Source organism: Streptomyces spiramenti (genome assembly GCF_012034385.1).
GTDB lineage: Bacteria > Actinomycetota > Actinomycetes > Streptomycetales > Streptomycetaceae > Streptomyces > Streptomyces spiramenti.
This window is the reverse complement of record NZ_JAAVJB010000037.1, coordinates 1-18,918: the sequence shown is the minus strand read 5'-3', so window position 1 is coordinate 18,918 and position 18,918 is coordinate 1. Positions and strand designations below refer to the sequence as shown.

At 71.1% G+C, this 18,918-nt stretch carries 14 protein-coding genes; 5 read left to right on the top strand and 9 right to left on the bottom strand.

Translation table 11 applies throughout. The annotated features are described in order from the left end of the window. Positions 1-118: 118 nt before the first annotated feature. Positions 119-403: a hypothetical protein gene (locus HCJ92_RS07470; RefSeq protein ID WP_167932658.1), complete on the top strand. Its 285-nt coding sequence runs from the start codon at positions 119-121 to the stop codon at positions 401-403. A 218-nt stretch (positions 404-621) separates the two neighbouring features. Here HCJ92_RS07470 and HCJ92_RS07465 read toward each other — a convergent pair whose 3' ends face one another. From HCJ92_RS07465 to HCJ92_RS07455, 3 genes are all read right to left on the bottom strand, one after another. Continuing rightward, on the bottom strand, positions 622-816 hold the full coding sequence (locus tag HCJ92_RS07465; RefSeq protein ID WP_167932657.1) for a hypothetical protein: 195 nt from the start codon (positions 814-816) through the stop codon (positions 622-624). Between the two features lie 314 nt (positions 817-1,130). After that, the gene (locus HCJ92_RS25785; protein WP_420824683.1) at positions 1,131-1,565 is read right to left on the bottom strand and encodes a hypothetical protein; all 435 of its coding nucleotides are present in this window, start codon (positions 1,563-1,565) and stop codon (positions 1,131-1,133) included. Between the two features lie 194 nt (positions 1,566-1,759). Then, positions 1,760-3,874, bottom strand: a complete 2,115-nt coding sequence (locus HCJ92_RS07455; protein ID WP_167932656.1) for an ATP-binding protein — start codon at positions 3,872-3,874, stop codon at positions 1,760-1,762. A 297-nt stretch (positions 3,875-4,171) separates the two neighbouring features. On the opposite strand from HCJ92_RS07455, the gene HCJ92_RS07450 reads away from it, so the two are divergent. Then, the gene (locus HCJ92_RS07450; RefSeq protein WP_167932655.1) at positions 4,172-4,441 is read left to right on the top strand and encodes a hypothetical protein; all 270 of its coding nucleotides are present in this window, start codon (positions 4,172-4,174) and stop codon (positions 4,439-4,441) included. A gap of 1,066 nt (positions 4,442-5,507) precedes the next feature. On the opposite strand, the gene HCJ92_RS07445 is transcribed toward HCJ92_RS07450, so the two are convergent. Together HCJ92_RS07445 and HCJ92_RS07440 are read right to left on the bottom strand one after the other, a co-directional pair. After that, the gene (locus HCJ92_RS07445; protein WP_167932654.1) at positions 5,508-6,536 is read right to left on the bottom strand and encodes a hypothetical protein; all 1,029 of its coding nucleotides are present in this window, start codon (positions 6,534-6,536) and stop codon (positions 5,508-5,510) included. An 11-nt stretch (positions 6,537-6,547) separates the two neighbouring features. Further along, positions 6,548-7,249: a hypothetical protein gene (locus tag HCJ92_RS07440; RefSeq protein ID WP_167932653.1), complete on the bottom strand. Its 702-nt coding sequence runs from the start codon at positions 7,247-7,249 to the stop codon at positions 6,548-6,550. 256 nt (positions 7,250-7,505) lie between these two features. Here HCJ92_RS07440 and HCJ92_RS07435 point away from each other — a divergent pair, with 256 nt between their 5' ends. Further along, positions 7,506-10,796 carry a type ISP restriction/modification enzyme gene (locus HCJ92_RS07435; RefSeq protein ID WP_167932652.1) on the top strand — a complete coding sequence of 1,097 codons (3,291 nt, stop codon included), beginning with the start codon at positions 7,506-7,508 and terminating at the stop codon, positions 10,794-10,796. Positions 10,797-10,808: 12 nt separating this feature from the next. On the opposite strand, the gene HCJ92_RS07430 is transcribed toward HCJ92_RS07435, so the two are convergent. The 3 genes from HCJ92_RS07430 to HCJ92_RS07420 form a co-directional block, all read right to left on the bottom strand. Then, positions 10,809-11,810: a hypothetical protein gene (locus HCJ92_RS07430; RefSeq protein WP_167932651.1), complete on the bottom strand. Its 1,002-nt coding sequence runs from the start codon at positions 11,808-11,810 to the stop codon at positions 10,809-10,811. Between the two features lie 50 nt (positions 11,811-11,860). After that, positions 11,861-12,550 (bottom strand): hypothetical protein, encoded by a 690-nt coding sequence (locus HCJ92_RS07425; protein ID WP_167932650.1) that lies wholly within the window; start codon positions 12,548-12,550, stop codon positions 11,861-11,863. A gap of 188 nt (positions 12,551-12,738) precedes the next feature. Beyond that, complete coding sequence (locus HCJ92_RS07420; protein WP_167932649.1) at positions 12,739-14,400, bottom strand: DNA repair helicase XPB; 1,662 nt, start codon at positions 14,398-14,400, stop codon at positions 12,739-12,741. Positions 14,401-14,627: 227 nt separating this feature from the next. Here HCJ92_RS07420 and HCJ92_RS07415 point away from each other — a divergent pair, with 227 nt between their 5' ends. Continuing rightward, positions 14,628-14,792, top strand: a complete 165-nt coding sequence (locus tag HCJ92_RS07415; protein WP_167932648.1) for a hypothetical protein — start codon at positions 14,628-14,630, stop codon at positions 14,790-14,792. Then, complete coding sequence (locus HCJ92_RS07410; RefSeq protein ID WP_167932647.1) at positions 14,792-15,436, top strand: disulfide bond formation protein B; 645 nt, start codon at positions 14,792-14,794, stop codon at positions 15,434-15,436. The genes HCJ92_RS07415 and HCJ92_RS07410 overlap by 1 nt, the downstream gene beginning before the upstream one ends. Before the next feature lie 429 nt (positions 15,437-15,865). Here the strand turns inward: HCJ92_RS07410 and HCJ92_RS07405 are convergent, their stop codons facing one another. Then, positions 15,866-18,601 (bottom strand): helicase-associated domain-containing protein, encoded by a 2,736-nt coding sequence (locus tag HCJ92_RS07405; protein ID WP_167932646.1) that lies wholly within the window; start codon positions 18,599-18,601, stop codon positions 15,866-15,868. Between the last annotated feature and the right edge of the window lie 317 nt (positions 18,602-18,918).

Sequence of the window (18,918 nt, the reverse complement as noted above, 5' to 3'; positions counted from 1 at the left end):
TCCGCCCGTCCCGGAGGCCGAGGTGAGGGTGACCGGTACCTGGGTCCGACCTGGGCGGTACCAGAGGCGGGACCTTGGACCGATGCGCGCGGGGCGGCGCCGGGCGGACAGTGGGGCCATGGCTACCACCACCTTCACCCCAGGTCCCCGCCCCTCCGTCCACGGCGCCACCGCCCTGAGCGCGCTCACCGCGCACGCCGCCGGTGCCGGTCTCGACCACGACACTGCGGGGGTCGTGCCGCAGGCCCGTCGCGGACGCGTCGGCGGGGTGTTCCGTACCGCCCGCGTCCTCGCCGGTGTCGTCACCGACGTGGTCCTCCTCGGCAGGACCGACCCGGGCGACGGCCCCGACACCACCCCCACCACCCGCGTCCCCACCGCCCGCGGCCCGGCCGCGGGCTGACCCGGCGGGGCGCCGACCGGTTCGCTGCACTTCCCCGGCGCGCGCGGGCCGGGGACGGGCCGACACCTCACCTGCCCAGGCGTCGGTAGCACGGTGGGGTGAGGCTCCGGCTGACGGGGCGAGGTCACGTCGTCACCGCGGCGGTGGCGGCAGTGGCCGAGCCGGCGCCCCCATCCTCTGCCTCACCGGGGCGTGCCGAACTCTGGGCGTGGCACCGTTCATGGGCGTCTGCCGTCGCCGGAGCCGCGGCGGAGCGCGAAGCCCAGGGTGACGGCGGCGATCAGGCCGCCGACGCCGACGAGCCCGAGGGCCAGCTGCTCCCGGCCGTCGATGCGGAACGCCTGAACGAGTGCCAGCGCACCGATCAGGGCGGCGACGGCGACGAAGAGGCGAAGCCAGGTCAACGGGGCCATGGCGACTCCTGTCGTTGAGGGATGTCCCAGCGGGTACCCGCGCGCGGAGTCGGTAGGCGGGCGGCGTCGGGTTCCGGCCACCGGCGACCGCTGCCCGCGGGTACAGCCGGACCAGCCCGTCCTGCTCCGGCTGAGCGTTTCGGGCACAGAGGGTGCGATGCGGCGTGTCGCGCGGTGAGACTGGCGGCACAGCCCCGGCCGCGCGGCTGGTGCCGGCGGACCGACCCCGTGAGGCACCCGCCAGGGCCTCCCCCTTGGTACCGCCCAGGCGCCCTGCCCCGTCACGCCGTCACCATCGACCCGCGCACCTTCGCCTACGACCCGGAGCGCCAGCTCAACGTGACCACGGCCGGGCGGCTGTGGGCGCACGAGTCGATCGCCGCCTCATCGACCGATACCCACAACGACACCACCCCGGGGACCCGCCGGGCGAGGGCGCCGACCCGTATGCCCTCCCCGAGGTGGCACCCGGCGCCGCACCCCGCCGACCACCGACTCGCCCTGCGGACTTCTGCCCCGACCCCGTCCTCGTCCCCACCGTCACCGCCTGGGAGCAGCGGATCTGGCTCGACGACCCGGAGCAGTCCCTGCGGGCGTAGCGCGGTGGTCTTCTCGCCGCGGCGGCGCGTCGACCCGGCCCGTCGGGCGACCGCGTCGAGGTGGTCGCGGAAGCGGCGCTCGGGATCGTCGGTGGTCGAGGCGAGAGCGACCATGGCGGTCAGGATGACGTCGCACAGCTCGGCACGCACGTCGTCCATGGTGTGCGAGGCGCCCTTGCGGGGTTGTCGCCGAACACGCCGTGGACGGTCTCCGCCACCTCCCCCGCCTCCTCGCTGATCTTCAGCACCCGCACCAGCGCGGCCACCGTCTCAGGGCGCCAGCCGGTCGGCGGCGGCCTCGGTCGCGGTGTGTGTGGGCGCGGGTACAGTGCTCTGCGTCGTGGTCACCGGTGCCCGTCGTGGGCGTCGTTTCCGGCACTGCCACCGCCGGTCAGGCCGGACGGGAGGTAGTGGGCGTACACGTCACGCAGACGACGGGTGACGCGGTCGTCGTCCGCCTCGTACGCCAACTGCTCCTCGGAGAAGCGCAGCTGCCGTTCCGCGGCGTCCAGGATCTGTCCCCAGGTCTTGACCCACACCCGGTAGCCGTCCTGGTCCTCGGCCACGCCGGGCGGCTTGTCCTTCTGCTGGATGGCCCGGTGGATGGTGGGGGAGATGTCGTAACCGACCAGGTAGAACTGCCAGGTGCAGGGATTGTCGCGGTACTGCGGGTCGTCCACCATCGCCCGCGCGTAGTCCACCACACGCAGCAGCTCCTGTTCACCGACGACGCCCGGGCTCTTGAGCACGACGATGAGCCGGTTCGCGATGCGGTCCCGGCGACGGCTGCGGAGCAGCACGACATCGGCCTCGCTGTTATGGCTGCCGGGCTTCCCCGGGGGCAGCGGCTCGTGCTCGAGGACCGCCTTGCCACCAAGGAGGTCGAGGTGGCGCTTCAGTGCACTGGTCAGGCTGGTCTCGCTGCGGGCGAAGGTCCAGTCGTCACCGAGCAGCCACAGGTTGCGCGCGACCGTCGCGTGAAGCTGTTCGTCATGGGGCTGGTGCTGCAGCGACTGCCCCATGACGAGCAGTCTGCGGATGCGCGCGACTACCTTCCGTCGGGTGGCCACCTCGGTGGCAGCGCTGATGGCATGGTCGAGATCGGTGGAGTCCAACAGGTCGCTCAGGTGCCGGCGGTCGGTGTCGGTGAGCGACGGTAGCCGTCCCAGCGCGAAGTGCAGTTCCGCGGGGTTGCACTTCAGCGCGATCTGGAGGAGGAGAACCATGAGTTTGCGGGGGCCAGCTGTCTTGGGCAGTGACTGACAGACGGCCGTCACCACGATGTCGAACAGCTGCCGTTCCACTTCCTCGAGCCGGTCCCGAGGTTCCCCGGAATAGGGGTAGACCCCCTCCGCCTTGAGGTTGCGAACCACTTCGGCTGAGATCTGTGCGGCGCGGGTGGCGACATGCCTGCGGAGGGAGCGTGCTGCCGCTTCCAGCAGGCCGGGGTGTGTCATGTCGAGCGCGGTCAGTGCCGCCGGGCTTCGGTCCCGGACACCTGTCAGTCGGAGGTACGGGGTGTAGTTGAAGACTGTGCGCTTACGCGGTGGTTTGCCGTGCGTGGCGAGGACCACCCCGTCGTCGTCGCAGAGCAGCATCGGCCGGTCGTCCACGTGCCGGTTCCACTCGACCACCGTCAGGACAGCGACTGGGAGTCGGCCGGGCTCGCTGTCCGGTAGGTGCACCGGGAGGTCGACGGGGGCTCGGTCGATGAGAACGTCTGCGTCGAGTCGGACCCCGTCGAAAGTGACGCGGACGTTGGGGTAGGCACGGAGGTAGAACGCCAGGTGGGCCGTGAGGCGGGTTGCCGCGTCGGTGTCCTCGACCTGCTGTTTCCTGTGGTGTTCCGGGACATCGATGCTGACGACTGTGCCCGTTCCGACGCTTGACGGTTCTACCTGGGTGACCTGGTACTCGTCGGCACGGTTCATGTCGCATGTGACCTGCACGCCGACGCGGCCGGTGGGGGTGGCGGCAGTCGAGGTCCAGTTGAGCCGGTGGCCGAGCGCGAACGCCCACAGTCTTCCCTCGCCATGACGGCCGTTCAGGATGCGCCGGTCACCCGTGCCCTCGGTGTGGGTCCTGCCACGCTTCCACGTGGTGCCCAGCCCTTCGAAGGCAGCGCGGGCGCGTTCCGGAGTCATGCCGTCGCCGTCGTCCACCACATCGATCTGCATGAGGGCGTCCAGCCTGGATCGGCGCAGAACGACATCGACGCGGTTCGCGTTGGCATCCAGCGCGTTCCAGACCAGCTCCGCCACCGCTGCGATCTGCTTCTTCTTGCCGAACTGGCGGACCGTCTCCTTGTCCACTGTCAGCCGGAACGCCTCCGACTGCGGGCGGCTCTGTGCGGGGATCAGGCGGTGGGCGGTTGCGGCCGTTGCGTCTGCGGCGGGATCGGCGACGGCGGCGCCGGAAGCTGTCGGGGTGGTTGGTCCCGGTTCCTGCATAGCTGACATGGGGTCACGGTAACGCCGGGAAACAGGCCGTGTGCGGAGTTCGCCCGAGCTTCGTCGTCGATCACTGCCTGATAGCAGGCGCCAGGGCCGGGCCGCGCGTGGTTCGCCGAAGCCAGGAGGGACGGCCGTTGGGTTCGGCGGAGCAGGAGTCGAATTCAGTCGTCCGAGTGGCACGCCGCGCCGTGATGCGACCGGCGTCGTTGTACGGGTGAGGACGCACGGGCGGGAGCCCGGCGCCAAGCCTTGCCGGCCCTGTCAGTCGTGGGCCCGGCGACGATGTGAGGAGCTGGGTTCACGATGACCGGAATGCGACAGACGGCCCGTGCCACCGTGGCGGCGTGTGCCGCCGTCCTGCTGACGCCCGCGGTGGCCGCGGCGGCCGACGGCGGCACGGTGCCGGGCCAGCGGCTCGCCGCCCTGGGCACGTCGGCCGCCCAGCAGATGGTGGAGACCGGGGAACTGCTGGGGAAGGTCACCGAGGGCACCCCGCTCCAGCGGGACGAGCCGCACTTGCTGAAGGACGACGAGCTGCGGCTGCCGCTGGTGCCGGAGAAGCAGCTCCGCTGACGCGACGTCGTGCAGCGGGCGCGGGCGCCCTGCCCGCCCGGGTCCGCCCACGACCCCATGCGAGCAACACCGGCAGTTCGCCGCGATCCGAAGCCGACCCGGCCGCTGGGAGGAGCACACCACCGGCCCCGCCGGAGGCCGATGGCGCCGGTGTCGGTGTCGGTGTCGGTGGCGGTGTCGGTGTCGGTGTCGGTGTCGGTGGAGGTGGCGGGGAACCGGAAGTCTCGGACGGCCTCCGGGTGTTCCGGGAGATGGCGAAGGCCCTACGCAGGCGGGCGGGGCTCACCAGGAACAGTTCGCGCCGAATAGTGCGCCACTCGGTACCCACCGTCGTTTCCATCGAGCAGAGAGGCGGTACCCGGCCGGTGACTTCGTCACCCGGTCCGACGAGGTACTCGACGTCTTCGGGACCATCCGGGGCGTCGGCGGCCGAGCTGCGCAGCGTCGAGCTCCAGGTCATGCCGCTGGCCCGCCACTCGCCCGCCGGGCTGCACGGCCCGCTTCAGCTCCGGGAGACTCCCGACCACCGATTGCTTGGGTACTGCGCAGGGCAGTGAAGTGGCCTCTTCGTACCCGACTCGAAAGAGGTCGGAACCCTCCAGATGCGGTAGGCCAGGGGCAAGCCACAAAGCACTCCCGCTGGACGAGTCTGCCGCCCCACTGCTGTGCTTGAGAGGCGACCTGTGACGAGCGTGAATTCGAGCTGGCCCAGGCGCAGTGGCAGCGGCGACGGGTGACTGCGTAGCAGTCGCGCTCTGTTGGCACAAGTCCCTCTACAGTAAGGGCGGTTCCGGGAACCGCGTGGGTGGTCGGTTGCCCGGACGTCGTGCGTGTCCGGGATTCCAAGCGGCGGGAGAGCCCCGCTTCGCCGTCCCGGCTGCTGCCGGGGCGAGCTTCTGTCGCCGGAGCGCGCCTGACCGGTTCGGGCCTCGGTACCGAACGCCAGCTGAGGCGACAACGAGGTCGGACCTGTTGACGTGCGAAGGGTCGGCAGGCCCCTCTCCTGTTGCCGACCGCCCCTGACGACACTTGGTGCAGGGGGAGTCCCGGGTCGAGGGCGTTCCGGTCAGCGGACGATGGTCTGGACTTCTTCGACGGTGATGTCGAGGGTGGTGGAGAAGTCGCCGTCGGGGAGGGTGCCAGTGTCGCCGAGGGAGTCGGTCCAGGTGACTTCCCAGGTGAGGGCTGCGGAGAGGGGGTAGGTGCTGCGGTCGGTGGTGGCGCGGGTGTAGGTGATTCCGCAGGGTGGTGGGCTGTTGGTGCCGGGTGTCCAGGGGGTGCCGATGGTGCCGTCGGATGTCTCGCAGACGCCGCCGGGTGGGTGGGTGGTGGCGTAGGTGGTGCCGGGGTCGAGGGTGAGCCGGGCTGGTGTGGCGGTGGTTTCGGCCCAGAGGCCGTAGTCGTCCAGTTCGGCGCGGATGGATACCGGTTCGAAGGCGGTGTCGTCCAGCCAGATCCAGGTGGCGAGGTTGACCTTCTGCGGCACGTCGGCGGGGTTGAGGGAGACCTCGGTGTCCGGTACGCGGGTTCGTTCCCAGGCCAGTTCGGCCAGCAGCGTGGAGTCGACGACGCCGGGGCCGGGCTCGGGGGCCTCCGTGAAGTCCACCCAGAACGTGCGAGTGCGGCACGCCATCTGACCCTGGCGGTCGGGATGTTCGCGGTTGATCACCCGCGTCCAGAACATGCCCTCGCCTTGCAGTTCCCGGTTGTACTCGGGGAACTCGCCGTCCTCGCCGTATCGTTCCTCGTGGCTGGAGTCGAAGCTCTCCCGCATGTCGTCCGGCCAGAAGTCGCGGTTGGTGTGGGCGTAGAAGCCCCGCCAGTGCCGGGCCATCTCCTCGGGCGTGTGCGTCGGTGCGTAGTAGCAGGCGGGCGGTTCCCACGGAGTCGAGCTCTTCAGCGCGCCCGTGCCGCCACCCCCAGCCGTGACGGTGAACGTGATCCGCGCCTGCGCGTTGATCTCGCCGGACTCGTGTCCCGTGCCGGTTTCTTTGCTCGGCGGAGGGTCCAGGTTGCCGTCGCCGATTCGGTCGTCGGCGTGCGCGGTGCCGACCGTCAGCACCAGGATGCACGAGCCTGCAGTCGCAGCGCCCACAATCCTCCCGGTCAGGCGCATTCGTCAGCCTCGCGGGCGCCACCGTACTCAACTGTCTGCCAGACACCGTCATCATTGAGTTCGAGTCGAGTTGTGTAGAGCGCGGCTTTGGCATCGGGGTCGGGCGGCGAGAGGACCTCACCGCTGCCCTTGTCCACGTTCGACACGTCGGAAAACTCGCGGCAGAACGACACGGTTGCCGTCGAATCATCGACGGCGGTCGCAGCGCGGTTGTAGATGCGCGCTTCGCCGATGGGTACGCGATTCGCCTCGATCAGCGGCACAATCAAATCCATTGTCGCGGCGAGCGCATCCCCCGCGATGTAGTAGCTGAGCGCCGGGTGTTCGGTGTCCTGGTGGATGATCGCGGCGTCGACGGCGTCGAAGTAGCCGCGGCTGTCGCGGAGGATGGCGTCCGTGGTCTCGTCGCCGGTCTCGTCGTCCTCGTACACGTTCTCGAAGTCGTCACCGAGGTCGATCTCCGGGCGGTCGGAGTCCGCATCGCCCTCGACGTCCTCCTCGGGTGCTTCGGTGTCGGCGTCGTTGCCGGTGTCGTCCTGGTCGCCGTCCTCTGTCGCGCCCTGGTCCACTCCCGGGATCGGGTCGTCGGTCGAGTCGTCGTCCCCGCCGCCGCAGGCGCCGAGGACGAGCGCGGCGCAGACCACGGCGGACACGACGGTCGTCGCGCGACGGACCCGGCGAACACTGCTCACAACCCACTCCACTCTTCAGGTGACCTACCGAACCTACGCAAGCGCGCCACCTGACTGTAGAGGCTGACGGTGACGGTCCTGTCACAGTCGGCTCGGGGCGCGGTGTTTGGTGGGCGCGTGCACCTGGGCACTCTGACTGCGTACGGTCGCTCAGTGTGCACAGCCTGCGTAGGGGGCGTCGTTGCCACGGAACCGCTCTGACGAAGACTCCGAGAATCGACCGGTCGCCGCCCTCGTCGCGCGATTCGGGCGCGAGGTGCGGTCTAAGCTCACGGGCGAGGCCGGACCGAACACCGGTCGCGAGGAGAGCCTCACCGCTCCGGTCGAACGGCTGCTCGCCTCCATGGCGGTTCGTATGAAGGTCGAGATCACCCTGCACGGCCAGTACCGCGTCGGGGATGTGGGAGCCCGGCCGGACTTCGCTGTCAGCGTCGCCGGGCGGATCATCGGGCTCATCGAGCTCAAGCAGCCGGGCAAGGGTGCAGACCCGATGCGCTGGCCGGTTCGGAGTCATGACCGCAAGCAGTGGGAGAAGATCCGGGCCTTTCCCAACCTGCTCTATACCGACGGCTACGACTGGTCCCTCTACCGATTCGGCGAGCGTGTCGGCCCTGAAGGGCGCTTGGTCGGCGACTTCGCAGCAGGGCGCGGCGTCATCCGACCGGCGGACGACGGGTTCGAGCGGGTCGTCGCGCTCCTGCTCACGCCGAGTCCGACCGTCGTCGACAGCGTCGGTGAACTGGTGCGAAGGATCGCGGGGCTGTGCGCACTCCTGCGGGAAGAGGTCGCCGACCGTCTTTCCCGCGAGGAGCGGGGAGAGGCACCGGAGTCGTTCGCCCTCCTGGCGGGCAACTGGAGAGACCTGCTTTTCCCGGATGCTCGACCGGAGGAGTTCGCGGACCGCTACAGCCAGACGCTGACGTTCGCGCTGCTGCTCGCGCGGCTGGAAGGTATCGATCTGGGTCAGCTCTCCCTGCCGGAGGTCGCGAATCGGCTGGGGAAACGGCACTCCCTGATGGGGAAGTCACTGGCTGTGCTGACTGATGAGGCACGTGACGACCTCAAAGGCATCATCGGCACCGTCATTGAGGTGGTGTCGGCGGTGGACCCCGACCTCTTCAAGGACGGAAGCGGCGACACCTACCTCCACTTCTACGAAGGGTTTCTGACCGCCTACGATCCTGAGCTCAGAAAGAAGACCGGGACCTACTACACCCCGAGTGCCGTCGTCGGTTTCATGGTGCGGTTCACGGACGAGGTGCTCCGCGAACGACTCCACCTCCACGACGGCTACGGTGACGGACGAGTCACCGTGGTGGATCCCGCGATGGGTACGGGCACGTTCCTCACCAGCATCATCGACCACGTGGCGAAGGGCTACGCGCTGCGCCACGGTCCCGGGCTCAAGGTGGCGCTGCTTCGCGATCTCGCAAAGCGACTGGTGGGCTTGGAGAAGCAGACCGGCCCGTACGCCGTCGCGGAGCTGCGGGTCAACCACGCGCTGGCCGCCCACGGTACGGAGAGTGGCGAGGACGTTCCCAAACTGCTGGTGGCCGACACGCTGGACGACCCGACGGTGGAGCACCAGCTCGGGCGCCTGTATGAGCCCATCGCTCGCCATCGCCGACTGGCGAACGAGGTCAAAGCCGCGCAGCGAGTCATGGTCGTCATCGGCAATCCGCCGTACGTCCGGGGAGCCCGCAGCTCTGGCGTCGGTCGCTGGATCGCGGAAGGAAACCCGAACGATCGCGGCGCGATCCTCAGCCGGTTCCACAACGGCGGAGACGGACGTCTCGCATACGCGCTGGACAACCTCTACATCTACTTCTGGGCGTGGGCGACCTGGAAGGTCTTCGACCAGGTGACCGCTTTCGGAGACCCGGAGGCGCCCAGCGGCGTCGTCGCGTTCGTCACCAACGCCGGCTACCTGGACAGCGAGGGAACCCAGGGGATGCGCCGCTACCTGCGGCAGGCCGCCGATGAAGGCTGGATCATCGGGCTCTCTCCCGAGGGGCCCTACTCCGATGTGGGCAGTCGCGCCTTCGAAGGGGTCAAACGGGAGATCTGCATCGCGGTCTTCGTCCGCCGGGGCGACCCGGACCCCACCCGGCCGGCGCGGATCCGACGGCTCGACACTCCGGTCGGACACCGGGAGGAGAAGTTCCGGTGGCTCGACGACCTCGGGATCGAGGGGCACGCGGCGGGTGACTCCTGGCAGGAATGCCCCGAGGAGTGGACAGCGCCGTTTCGGGCGAGCGCACGGAAAGAGTGGCTTGGGCTGCCGGATCTCGACTGCCTGCTGCCATGGCGCAGCGGGGGTAACAAGACCAACCGCACCTGGCCGGTGTCGCCCGACCGGGACACCTTGGTGAAGCGGTGGGAGACCCTCGTCCGTGCTCCGAAGGAGGACAGGGCCGCGCTGCTGAAGAGCACCAGGGATCGGCAGCCCGAGAAGGCGGAAAGGCCGCTGCCGGGTACCGCTCCGCACGGCCCGCTGAGCGATGAGCGAGAGCCGCGCCCCCGACTGCAACGCTACGGGCGCATGAGCTTCGACCGCCAGTGGATCATCGCGGACCGAAGGGTGATCGACTACCCGAGGCCCGCCCTCTGGGCCGCACACGGCGACCGGCAGGTGTACCTCACGGAGCTTCACACGGCAAGCGGACGGGAAGGTCCGGCGGTGAGCTTCACGGAGCTCATCCCCGACGTCCACCACTTCAAAGGGTCCGAAGGCGGTCGGGTCAGGCCGCTTTACCGGCACCCGACACGGCCGGAGCCCAACGTCAGCCCGCGCCTGGTCGGCGCGCTGAGCGAGGTGCTCGGAGTGGCGGTCCGCGCGGAGGACGTGTTCGCGTACATCGCCGGGATAGCCGGTCATCGAGGGTACACCCGGTACTTCGAGGACGGCCTGCGCAACCGAGGGGCGCGGATACCCCTCACGCGCAACGCCCAACTGTGGGGTTCGGTAGTCGAGGTGGGTCGGCGAACCGTCTGGCTGCACACCCATGGTGAACGCTTCGCATCCGATGCCGACGGACGCCCGCGGTTCCTCCCACCGCAGCTGCCGGTTGCCGAACGGCCCGTCTGCCGCGCGGATCCGAGCAACGGCGGCATACCGGAGACGATGACCTACGACCCGGACACGCGCACTCTGCACCTGGGCGAGCACGGTGTCATCGCGCCGGTGGAGCCAGAGGTCTGGGAATACCGCATCGGAGGCGCCCCCGTCCTGCGCAAATGGTTCGGGTACCGAAAGCGGACCCCGGACGGCTTGCAGCAGACCGCGCTGAACAAGGTCTTGCCGCAGCAGTGGACGCTGGAGTGGACCGTCGACCTGCTACGGCTTCTCAACATCCTCGGGTTGCTGGTCGCGCTCGAACCGGAACAGCTACGACTGCTTGAGGCTGTCGCCACCGGCCCTCTGATCTCGCGGGACGACCTGCGGCGGCTGGGGGTACTGCCGGTGCCCGCGTCTGCGGCCAAGGAGCCCCCTGGGCAGGGAGCGCAGCCCGGCGAGTCGCAGGATGAGCTGCCGTTCCCCGGATAGCTCCAGCGCCAACTAGCGGACGATGGTCTGGACTTCTTCGACGGTGATGTCGAGGGCGGTGGCGAACTCGCCGTCGGGGAGGGTGCCGGTGCTGCCGAGGGAGTCGGACCAGGTGACTTCCCAGGTCAGGGCCGCGGAGAGGGGGTATGTCGCGCCATTGCTGGTGGCGCGGGAGTAGGTGATGCCGCACGGTGGTGCGCCGCCGGCGCCGGAGGCCCAGGCGGTGCCGATGCTGCCGTCGGAGGACTCGCACACGCCACCGGCCGGGTGGGTGACGGCGTCGGTGGTGCCGGGGTCCAGGGTGAGCCGGGCCGGCGTTGCGGTCGTCTCGGCCCAGAGGCCGTAGCCGTCGAGTTCGGCGCGGATCGAGACCGGCTCGAAGGCGGTGTCGTCCAGCCACACCCAGGTGGGCAGGTTGACCTTCTGCGGCACGTCGGCGGGGTTGAGGGAGACCTCGGTGTCCGGGACACGCGTGCGCTCCCAGGCCAGCTCGGCCAGCAGTGTGGAGTCGACGACTCCGGGGCCGGGCGGCGGCGAGTCGGTGAACTCCACCCAGAACGTTCGGGCCGCGCACGCCATCTGGCCTTGACGGTCGGGATGTTCATGGTTGATCACCCGCGTCCAGAACATGCCCTCGCCTTGCACATCCTGGTTGTAGTCGGGGAACTCGCCGTCCTCGCCGTACTGTTCCTCGTGGCTGGTGTCGAAGCTCTCCCGCATCTCGTCCGGCCAGATGTCGCGGTTGGTGTTGGCGTAGAAGTCTCGCCAGTGCCGGGCCATCTCCTCGGGCGTGTGCGTCGGGGCGTAGTAGCACGCGGGCGGTTCCCACGGAGTCGAGCTCTTCAGTGCGGCTGTTCCGCCACTTCCGCCCGTGACGGTGAAGGTGATTCGCGCCTGCGCGTTGATCTCGCCGGCCTCGTGCCCTGCGGCCGTTTCCGGTTCGGGGGAGGGGCCTTCTCGGATTACCTCGTGGTTGGTGTCCCGCCCGCTCGCCCAGGCGCCCTGTGTGGTCAAGCAGGTCGTCAGTACTGCGAGGGAGAGCGCTACTGCGCGCCCCGATCCGGTCAGTTGCACTCCGCAGCACCTCGTTCGCCGCGTTCCTCGACGGTCTGCCACACGCCTTGGTCGTTCAGTTCGACTCGTGTGTAGTAGATCGTCGCCTCGGCCGATGCGTCCGCCGCGGACGTCACTTCCCCGGTCGCGTGATCGACATCTGTCACCTCGGAGAAGTCGCGGCAGAACGAGACTGCCGCTGCGCCGTCTTCGAAGACGGTGACGTCCCGGCCGAAGATCCTTGCCTGGCCGGTCTGCACGGTTCCTGAGTCCACCATGCTCCCGATCAGCTTGATGGAGCTCACGAGGGCATCCCCGGCGATGTAGTAGCTGAGCGCGGGATGCGCAGGGTCCTGAAGGTTGATCGCGGCGTCCACGGCGTCGAAGTAGCCGCGGCTGTCGCGCAGGATGGTGTCCGTGGTTTCGTCGCCGGTCTCGTCGTCCTCGTAGACGTTCTCGAAGTCGTCGCCGAGGTCGATCTCGGGGCGATCGGCATCCGCGCCGTCGTCGGCGTCCTCCTCGGGAGCCTCCGTGTCGGTGTCGTCCTCGCCGTCGTCCTCCGCTTCGCCCTGCTCCACGCCCGGGATCGCGTCGTCGGTCGAGTCGTCGTCCCCGCCGCCGCAGGCGCCGAGGACGAGCGCGGCGCAGACCACGGCGGACACGGTGGCCGTCGTGCGACGGACCCGGCGAACACTGCTCACAACCCACTCCAGTCTCAGGCGATCCGACCAACCTACGCACCGGCGCGGCAGGGCTGTAGGGACGGATGGTGACAGTCCTGTCACAGTAAGCGTGAAGGGGTGGGTGTCGGCAAGCACGCTCACGGAGCGGGGGCGGGGGCGGCCATTCTCACCGTCCCGCCCCCGCCCCGCGTCAATGCGGCACCGTGTCACCCCTCCGCGTCGGGCTCCGGCGCCTCTTCCAGGTCGGAGGCGTCGACGATGCGGTAGGCGTAGCCCTGCTCCGCGAGGAAGCGCTGCCGGTGGGCGGCGAAGTCCTGGTCGACGGTGTCGCGGGCGACGACGGAGTAGAACCGCGCCTCGTGCCCGTCCGCCTTCGGCCGCAGCACGCGGCCCAGCCGCTGCGCCTCCTCCTGCCGGGAGCCGAACGTGCCGGAGACCTGGATGGCGACGGTCGCCTCCGGAAGGTCCACCGAGAAGTTGGCCACCTTCGACACCACCAGCACGCTCAACTCACCGCTGCGGAAGGCGTCGAAGAGCTTCTCGCGCTGCGCGTTGCTGGTCTCGCCCTTGATCACGGGCGCGTCGAGCAGTTCGCCCAACTCGTCGAGCTGGTCGATGTACTGGCCGATGACCAGGGTCTGCTCCCCGGCGTGGCGGCGGACCAGGCGCTCGGTCACGCGGCGCTTGGAGTCGGTGGTGGCGCAGAAGCGGTACTTCTCGTCGGACTCGGCCGTCGCGTACGCCAGACGTTCGCCGTCGGTCAGGTCGACCCGGACCTCCACGCAGTCGGCCGGCGCGATGTAGCCCTGCGCCTCGATCTCCTTCCACGGCGCGTCGAACCGCTTGGGACCGATGAGGGAGAACACGTCGGACTCGCGGCCGTCCTCGCGCACCAGGGTCGCGGTCAGGCCGAGGCGTCGGCGGGCCTGGAGGTCGGCGGTGAACTTGAACACCGGCGCGGGAAGCAGGTGGACCTCGTCGTAGACGACGAGCCCCCAGTCGCGGGAGTCGAAGAGCTCCAGGTGCGGGTAGACGCCCTTGCGGCGGGTCGTCAGCACCTGGTAGGTGGCGATGGTGACCGGGCGGATCTCCTTGCGCGCCCCGCTGTACTCGCCGATCTCCTCCTCGGTCAGCGAGGTCCGGCGGATCAGCTCGGACTTCCACTGCCGCGCCGAGACGGTGTTGGTGACGAGGATGAGCGTGGTCGCCTTCGCGGTGGCCATGGCGCCCGCGCCGACGAGGGTCTTCCCCGCGCCGCAGGGCAGTACGACGACGCCGGACCCGCCGTGCCAGAACCCCTCGACCGCCTGCTGCTGGTAGGGCCGCAGCTGCCAGCCGTCCTCCCGCAGCTCGATCGGGTGGGCCTCGCCGTCGACGTACCCCGCGAGGTCCTGGGCGGGCCAGCCGAGCTTCAGCAGGGTTTGCTTGATCTGCCCGCGCTCGGAGGGGTGGACCGCGACGGTGTCGGGGTCCACCCGCGGCCCGACCAGCGGCTTGATCTTCTTCGACCGGAGGATCTCCTCCAGCACCGGCCGGTCGGTGCTGGTCAGGACCAGCCCGTGCGCGGGGTGCTTGGAGAGCGTGAGCCGCCCGTACCGCGACATGGTGTCCGCCACGTCCACCAGCAGCGCCTGCGGCACCGGGTAGCGGGAGTACGTGAGCAGCGCGTCCACGACCTGCTCGGCGTCGTGTCCGGCAGCGCGCGCGTTCCACAGGCCCAGCGGCGTCAGCCGGTAGGTGTGGATGTGCTCCGGAGCCCGCTCCAGCTCGGCGAACGGCGCGATGGCGCGGCGACAGTCCGCTGCCTGCTCGTGGTCGACCTCCAGCAGGAGCGTCTTGTCGCTCTGCACGATCAGTGGCCCGTTCACACGCTCTCCTCCGTCCGGAACCGCACGGCCCGGAATCGGGCCAAGCTTCCAGTGTCGCACCCGCCCGGACGTAACCCGGGTGAGCCGGCTCACCCGGGCTCACGGGGGTCCCGGACGGACGGGCCGGGGCTCGGCTGTTCGGCCGAGCGTTGGGCCGAACGGGTGGAGCGGGGGCGTGAAGGGGCGAGGTGCGCTTCGTCGGGTCCCCCGTTGGTTAGCTTCCGCCCATGGACACACTGATCTTCGCCGGGCTGCTGGCAACCTGGTACGCGCTGGTCCGGGAGCGGTCGCGGGCGGGGGTGGTGGCCTGGTGGTGGGTGCTGGCCCTCGCCGCCGGCGGCCTCTTCTCGTTCCTGATCAGCGGCAACCTGTCCATGGGGATGAACTTCTGATGGCGGTCCTCGTTCCCGACCGGCTGGCGCAGACCGGGGAGCGGCCCGCCGCGCTGGAGACCGGCCAGTACTGGTTCGCCTGCTGCTTCGTCCTCGGCTGGTCCGGGGTACTGACCGCCGGCTTGTACTACCAGTTCGCCACCGGCTACCTGCCCTGCGCGCTCTCGGTCCTCCAGCGCGTCTTCATGGTCCTGGCGCTGCTCGCCGCCGCGCAGATCGTGCGCCGGGGACTGGCCGGCGGCCTCTCCAGCCGCGACCACATGCGCGCCTGGGGCATGGCCCTGGTGGCCTGCGTCGGCGGCGCGCTGGTCGCCTGGCGGCAGACCATGCTGCACGTCGCCCCGGGCGATCCGGGGTTCGCGGGGCCGGTCCTCGGGCTGCACCTCTACGTCTGGGCGTTGATCCTCTTCCAGGCGGCGATCCTGGTGCTCGGCCTGGTGATGACCACGGCGCACCGCACCGGCGAGGCGCCCGGCCCCGTCCGGGGCGCGGCGCAGCGGTTCGGGTGGTTCGTGCTGGTGGTGGCCGGTGCGGTGATCGCCGCGTGCGTGGTGGTGACCTTCGCGCAGCAGGGTTTCCACGCCCGTATCCCCGGCGACCCGGAGCAGTACCGGCTCTTCTACGACCTGCGGCTGAAGGGCTGAGGGGGACTGAACGGCTGGTCGAGAGGATCCCCGACGACGCGATGCGCCGCCAGCACCTCGCGGCGACACGGCCGGTGCCGTTGCCCGCGTCGATGGTCGGGTAGCTCATAGGGGTCAGGTTCGTGTACATCGTCCCCCTCCGGGCGATGCTCCGGCCGGTGGCACGAGCCGGGAGACCTGTGTGTACGGCTGTATGCCCGCGGCCGGTTCAGGGGTACGCGATGACGCGAAGAGAATATGTGTTCGATTGACGTGAGGGTGTGGGAAAGCCGTCGTTCGTGCCCGGTGGGCGGACGACGCGGTTTGCCGCTTCCTGTTCCGCCACCACGGCGGTCAGCGCCGTGCGGAACGCGAGTGGAGCGGGCGCCGCGCCGCCCCGCGCCCGCTCCGGTGTGATCCGGGTGTCGCCGCTCGGCCGTCCGCTCCGGGTCAGGCGCTTGCCGGGGCGGCGCCGGTGATGCGGTGCAGCGGGTAGGTCCGCACCTCTTCGGCGGTGTGGTCGAAGGCCGTCACGAAGCCGCCCTCCACCCGCACCGGGGCGAGTACGCGCTGGGTGGCCACACCGTCCGCGCCGACGTAGCCGATCCACACCAGGGAGCCTGCGCCCGCTGCGGCGCGCAACAGCCGCAGCGTCTCCGCCGGTTCGGTCCGGGGCAGCCCGGACGGCGGGTCGGACGGCGGACGGCCACCCGCGTTCGGTGCCGCGCCCGCCGCGTGGTCACCGGAGCGGATCGCCCGCACCGCCGCGCGCAGCAGCGCGGCGTCGGTCCCGGGAGGACCGTCCGGCTGCGGCTCGGGGGCGGTGCGCGGCGGGGTCCGGCGGGGCGGAGTACCGGCGCCCAGGGCGGCGGCGCCGTCGGTGCTCTCGGCGGACGGCGCGTAACCGTGCTCCTTCAGGGCGGCGAGCAGCAGATCGCCGCCGGCCGGTCCGACCAGCACGGTCGGGGCGATACGGCGCAGCCGCAGCGGCGCGAGCCTGCGGTCGGCCATGACCTGGTCGAGGGTGGCCTCGTCCTCGCAGGTGACGTACCCGGCCGCAGTGCCGGCGCGCAGCCTGCCGTGGCGGCGGGCCACGTCGTCCACGAGGTAGCTGAGCGGCTGCGGCACCGGGGTCCGGGAGTACTCCGCGAGGAAGGCGTGGAGCTCGGCCGCGGTGCGGCCGGCGTCCAGCGCGCGGCGCACCGACGCCGGGCTGAACCGGTAGACGGTGGCGCCGCCGGTGGACTCCACGTCCGCCGCGTCGTTGAGGGCGCGTGCCAGACCCCTGACCAGCGGCCCGGGGGCGACAGCGGTCATGTCCGCCTGCAGGAGGAAGTGGTCGAGGGGCTCGGGGAGGAGCGGGGTCAGCAGCTCCGCCGCCGAGACTGCCGCCGCCTCCGGGTCCACCTCGGCGAGGGCCGCGGGGGAGGCCCCGGCGGGCACCGTGGCGCCCTCGGCGGGCGCGCCGCCGTCGTCCCTCACGTAGCCGGTGTCCCTCGGGCCGCCGGTGCCGGGGAGCTCCGGCCCGGTGGTGTCCAGGACGACGCTGCCCGCCCCGGCGTCGGCCACCGTCGGGGCGACCGCCTCGGTGGCGTCACCGGCGTCCGGGGCGGCCGGGCGGGCGCCCGCCTCCGGCGTGGCGGCGGACGCCCTGCCGGTGAGCAGGGCGACCGCCTCGTGGTCCGGTTCGGCGGCGCGCGCGTGGGCCGAGGTCAGCAGCGGGCGGGCGAACCCGGAGATGGCGCCGTGGGCGGTGACGCCCAGGTGCTCCGCCTCGGTGAACGCAGCCGAACAGAGCAGCTCCCGCAGCGTGTCGGGCATGCGTCGGGGCGCCTGCCAGCGCATCCGCTCACGCACCGCGGACTGTTCGGGCGCCGCGCCCGGTTCGACCGAGGCCAGCAGCGTCAGCAGGCGGAGCCGCAGCTCGGGCGCCGGGCCGCGGTCGAGCCCCGGGCCGAGAGCGGCGAGCGAGCGGTCCGCGGTCCGGCCGCGGGCCGCGCCCTGCTGCGGGACGCGTTCGCCGACCAGCGCGGCGCAGCGGGTGGTGCCGAGCCAGGTGCCGGCGAGCCGCGTCCAGCGCTCGGGCGAGGTGAGACGCAGCCACTCGTCGGATGCGGGCGTCGGCGCGTACCGCTCGTCGGTGCCGCCGTCGGAGGCGACGAGCCCCGCCGCGTAGGCGAGGTCGGACCAGAAGGCGGCCTCCGGCTCGGGGATGTCCAGGGCCACCGCGACGCGCTTCAACTCGCGGACGCCGAGACCACCGGTCCGCAGTACCGCGGGGGGCTCGCGCTCCCACAGGTCGAGCAGCGACTCGGTCAGCGAGAGGGCGCGGTGCGCCTGGCCCGCGGCGACCACGTCGGTGCGCTCGGGCCGGTGGTGGGTGTGGACCGTCAGCTCGGGCGGGTCGGGGCGCAGGTCGCGGTGGGAGCGCCCACCGCGCAGTGCCAGCGCCACCTCGCGCGGCAGGACCACGGTGCCCGGCGCGGTCGGCACCAGCAGCGCGTGGTCCAGCAGCCACCGCAGGTGCGTCGCGGGCCGCGCGGAGACCTCGCCCTGCGGCGGCCCCCACATCAGCCGTCGTAGCACCTCGTGACTGTGGTCGGGGGCCTCGGCAAGCAGCGAACTCAGCCGGTCGGTGTCGGAGAACAGCTCGGCGAGGGCGCGGGCCGCGCCGACCGGGTCGGCGGTGGCGCGCAGGCCGTTGGCGGCGAGCAGCTCCTGGGCGCGCCGCGGTGAGAGCGCGGTGACGGTCTCGCCGAGGGTCGGGCCCAGGCCGGTCGGGCCGGGGCGCTGCGGCGTGGGCGCCAGCAGTTCCTGCGCCGTCCGGACCAGCCGCATGGCGGTGGGTGGACCCCAGAGCAACGCGCGGGAACGCAGCGTCGCCAGGGCCTCGGACAGCCGGTGCTCACCGTCGCGCAGCAGTACCGCGAGGTCGTCCTGGGAGCAGGGCGGCCCCGCGAGGGCCAGCGCCTCGGCGGTCTGGAGGCCGAAGGTGTCGAGCCGGTCGAGTGCCCGCTGCACGGAGGCGCGGGTGCCTGCCCTGGTGGCGAGTTGAGAGAGATCGCCTGGCAGAGGCGAGAGCAGGTCGGGGCGGGCGAGCAGCAGCCCGGCCAGATCGGAGTCGGCGCGCGAGCGCAGCTCGTCGGCGAGAGTGCGGGGGTTGCTCCCGCTGGTGACCTGGCTCATCCGCACCACGGTACCGGTACCGGGCGCCGCCGGTACCGCCCGGATGTGCGCCGGTCGGGCGGCGGGCGCACATCCGGGCCGTCCGCCGGGGCCGTGCGGACCGTCCGCCGCCGCTCCGAGCGGTGCGGCGACGGGGGTGTGCGGTGCCCGGGCGGACCGCGGCGGATGACCGCGGACGGGGCTGACGCGGGGCGCGTCACCATGCTGCTGTGGGGATCGACCGCGCTGCTGCTGGCGATGCTGCTGATGATCCGCAACCTCTGGGGCGTGGTCACCGTCGTCGCGACCGGGGCGCTCTTCCTGCTCGTCTCCTGGCT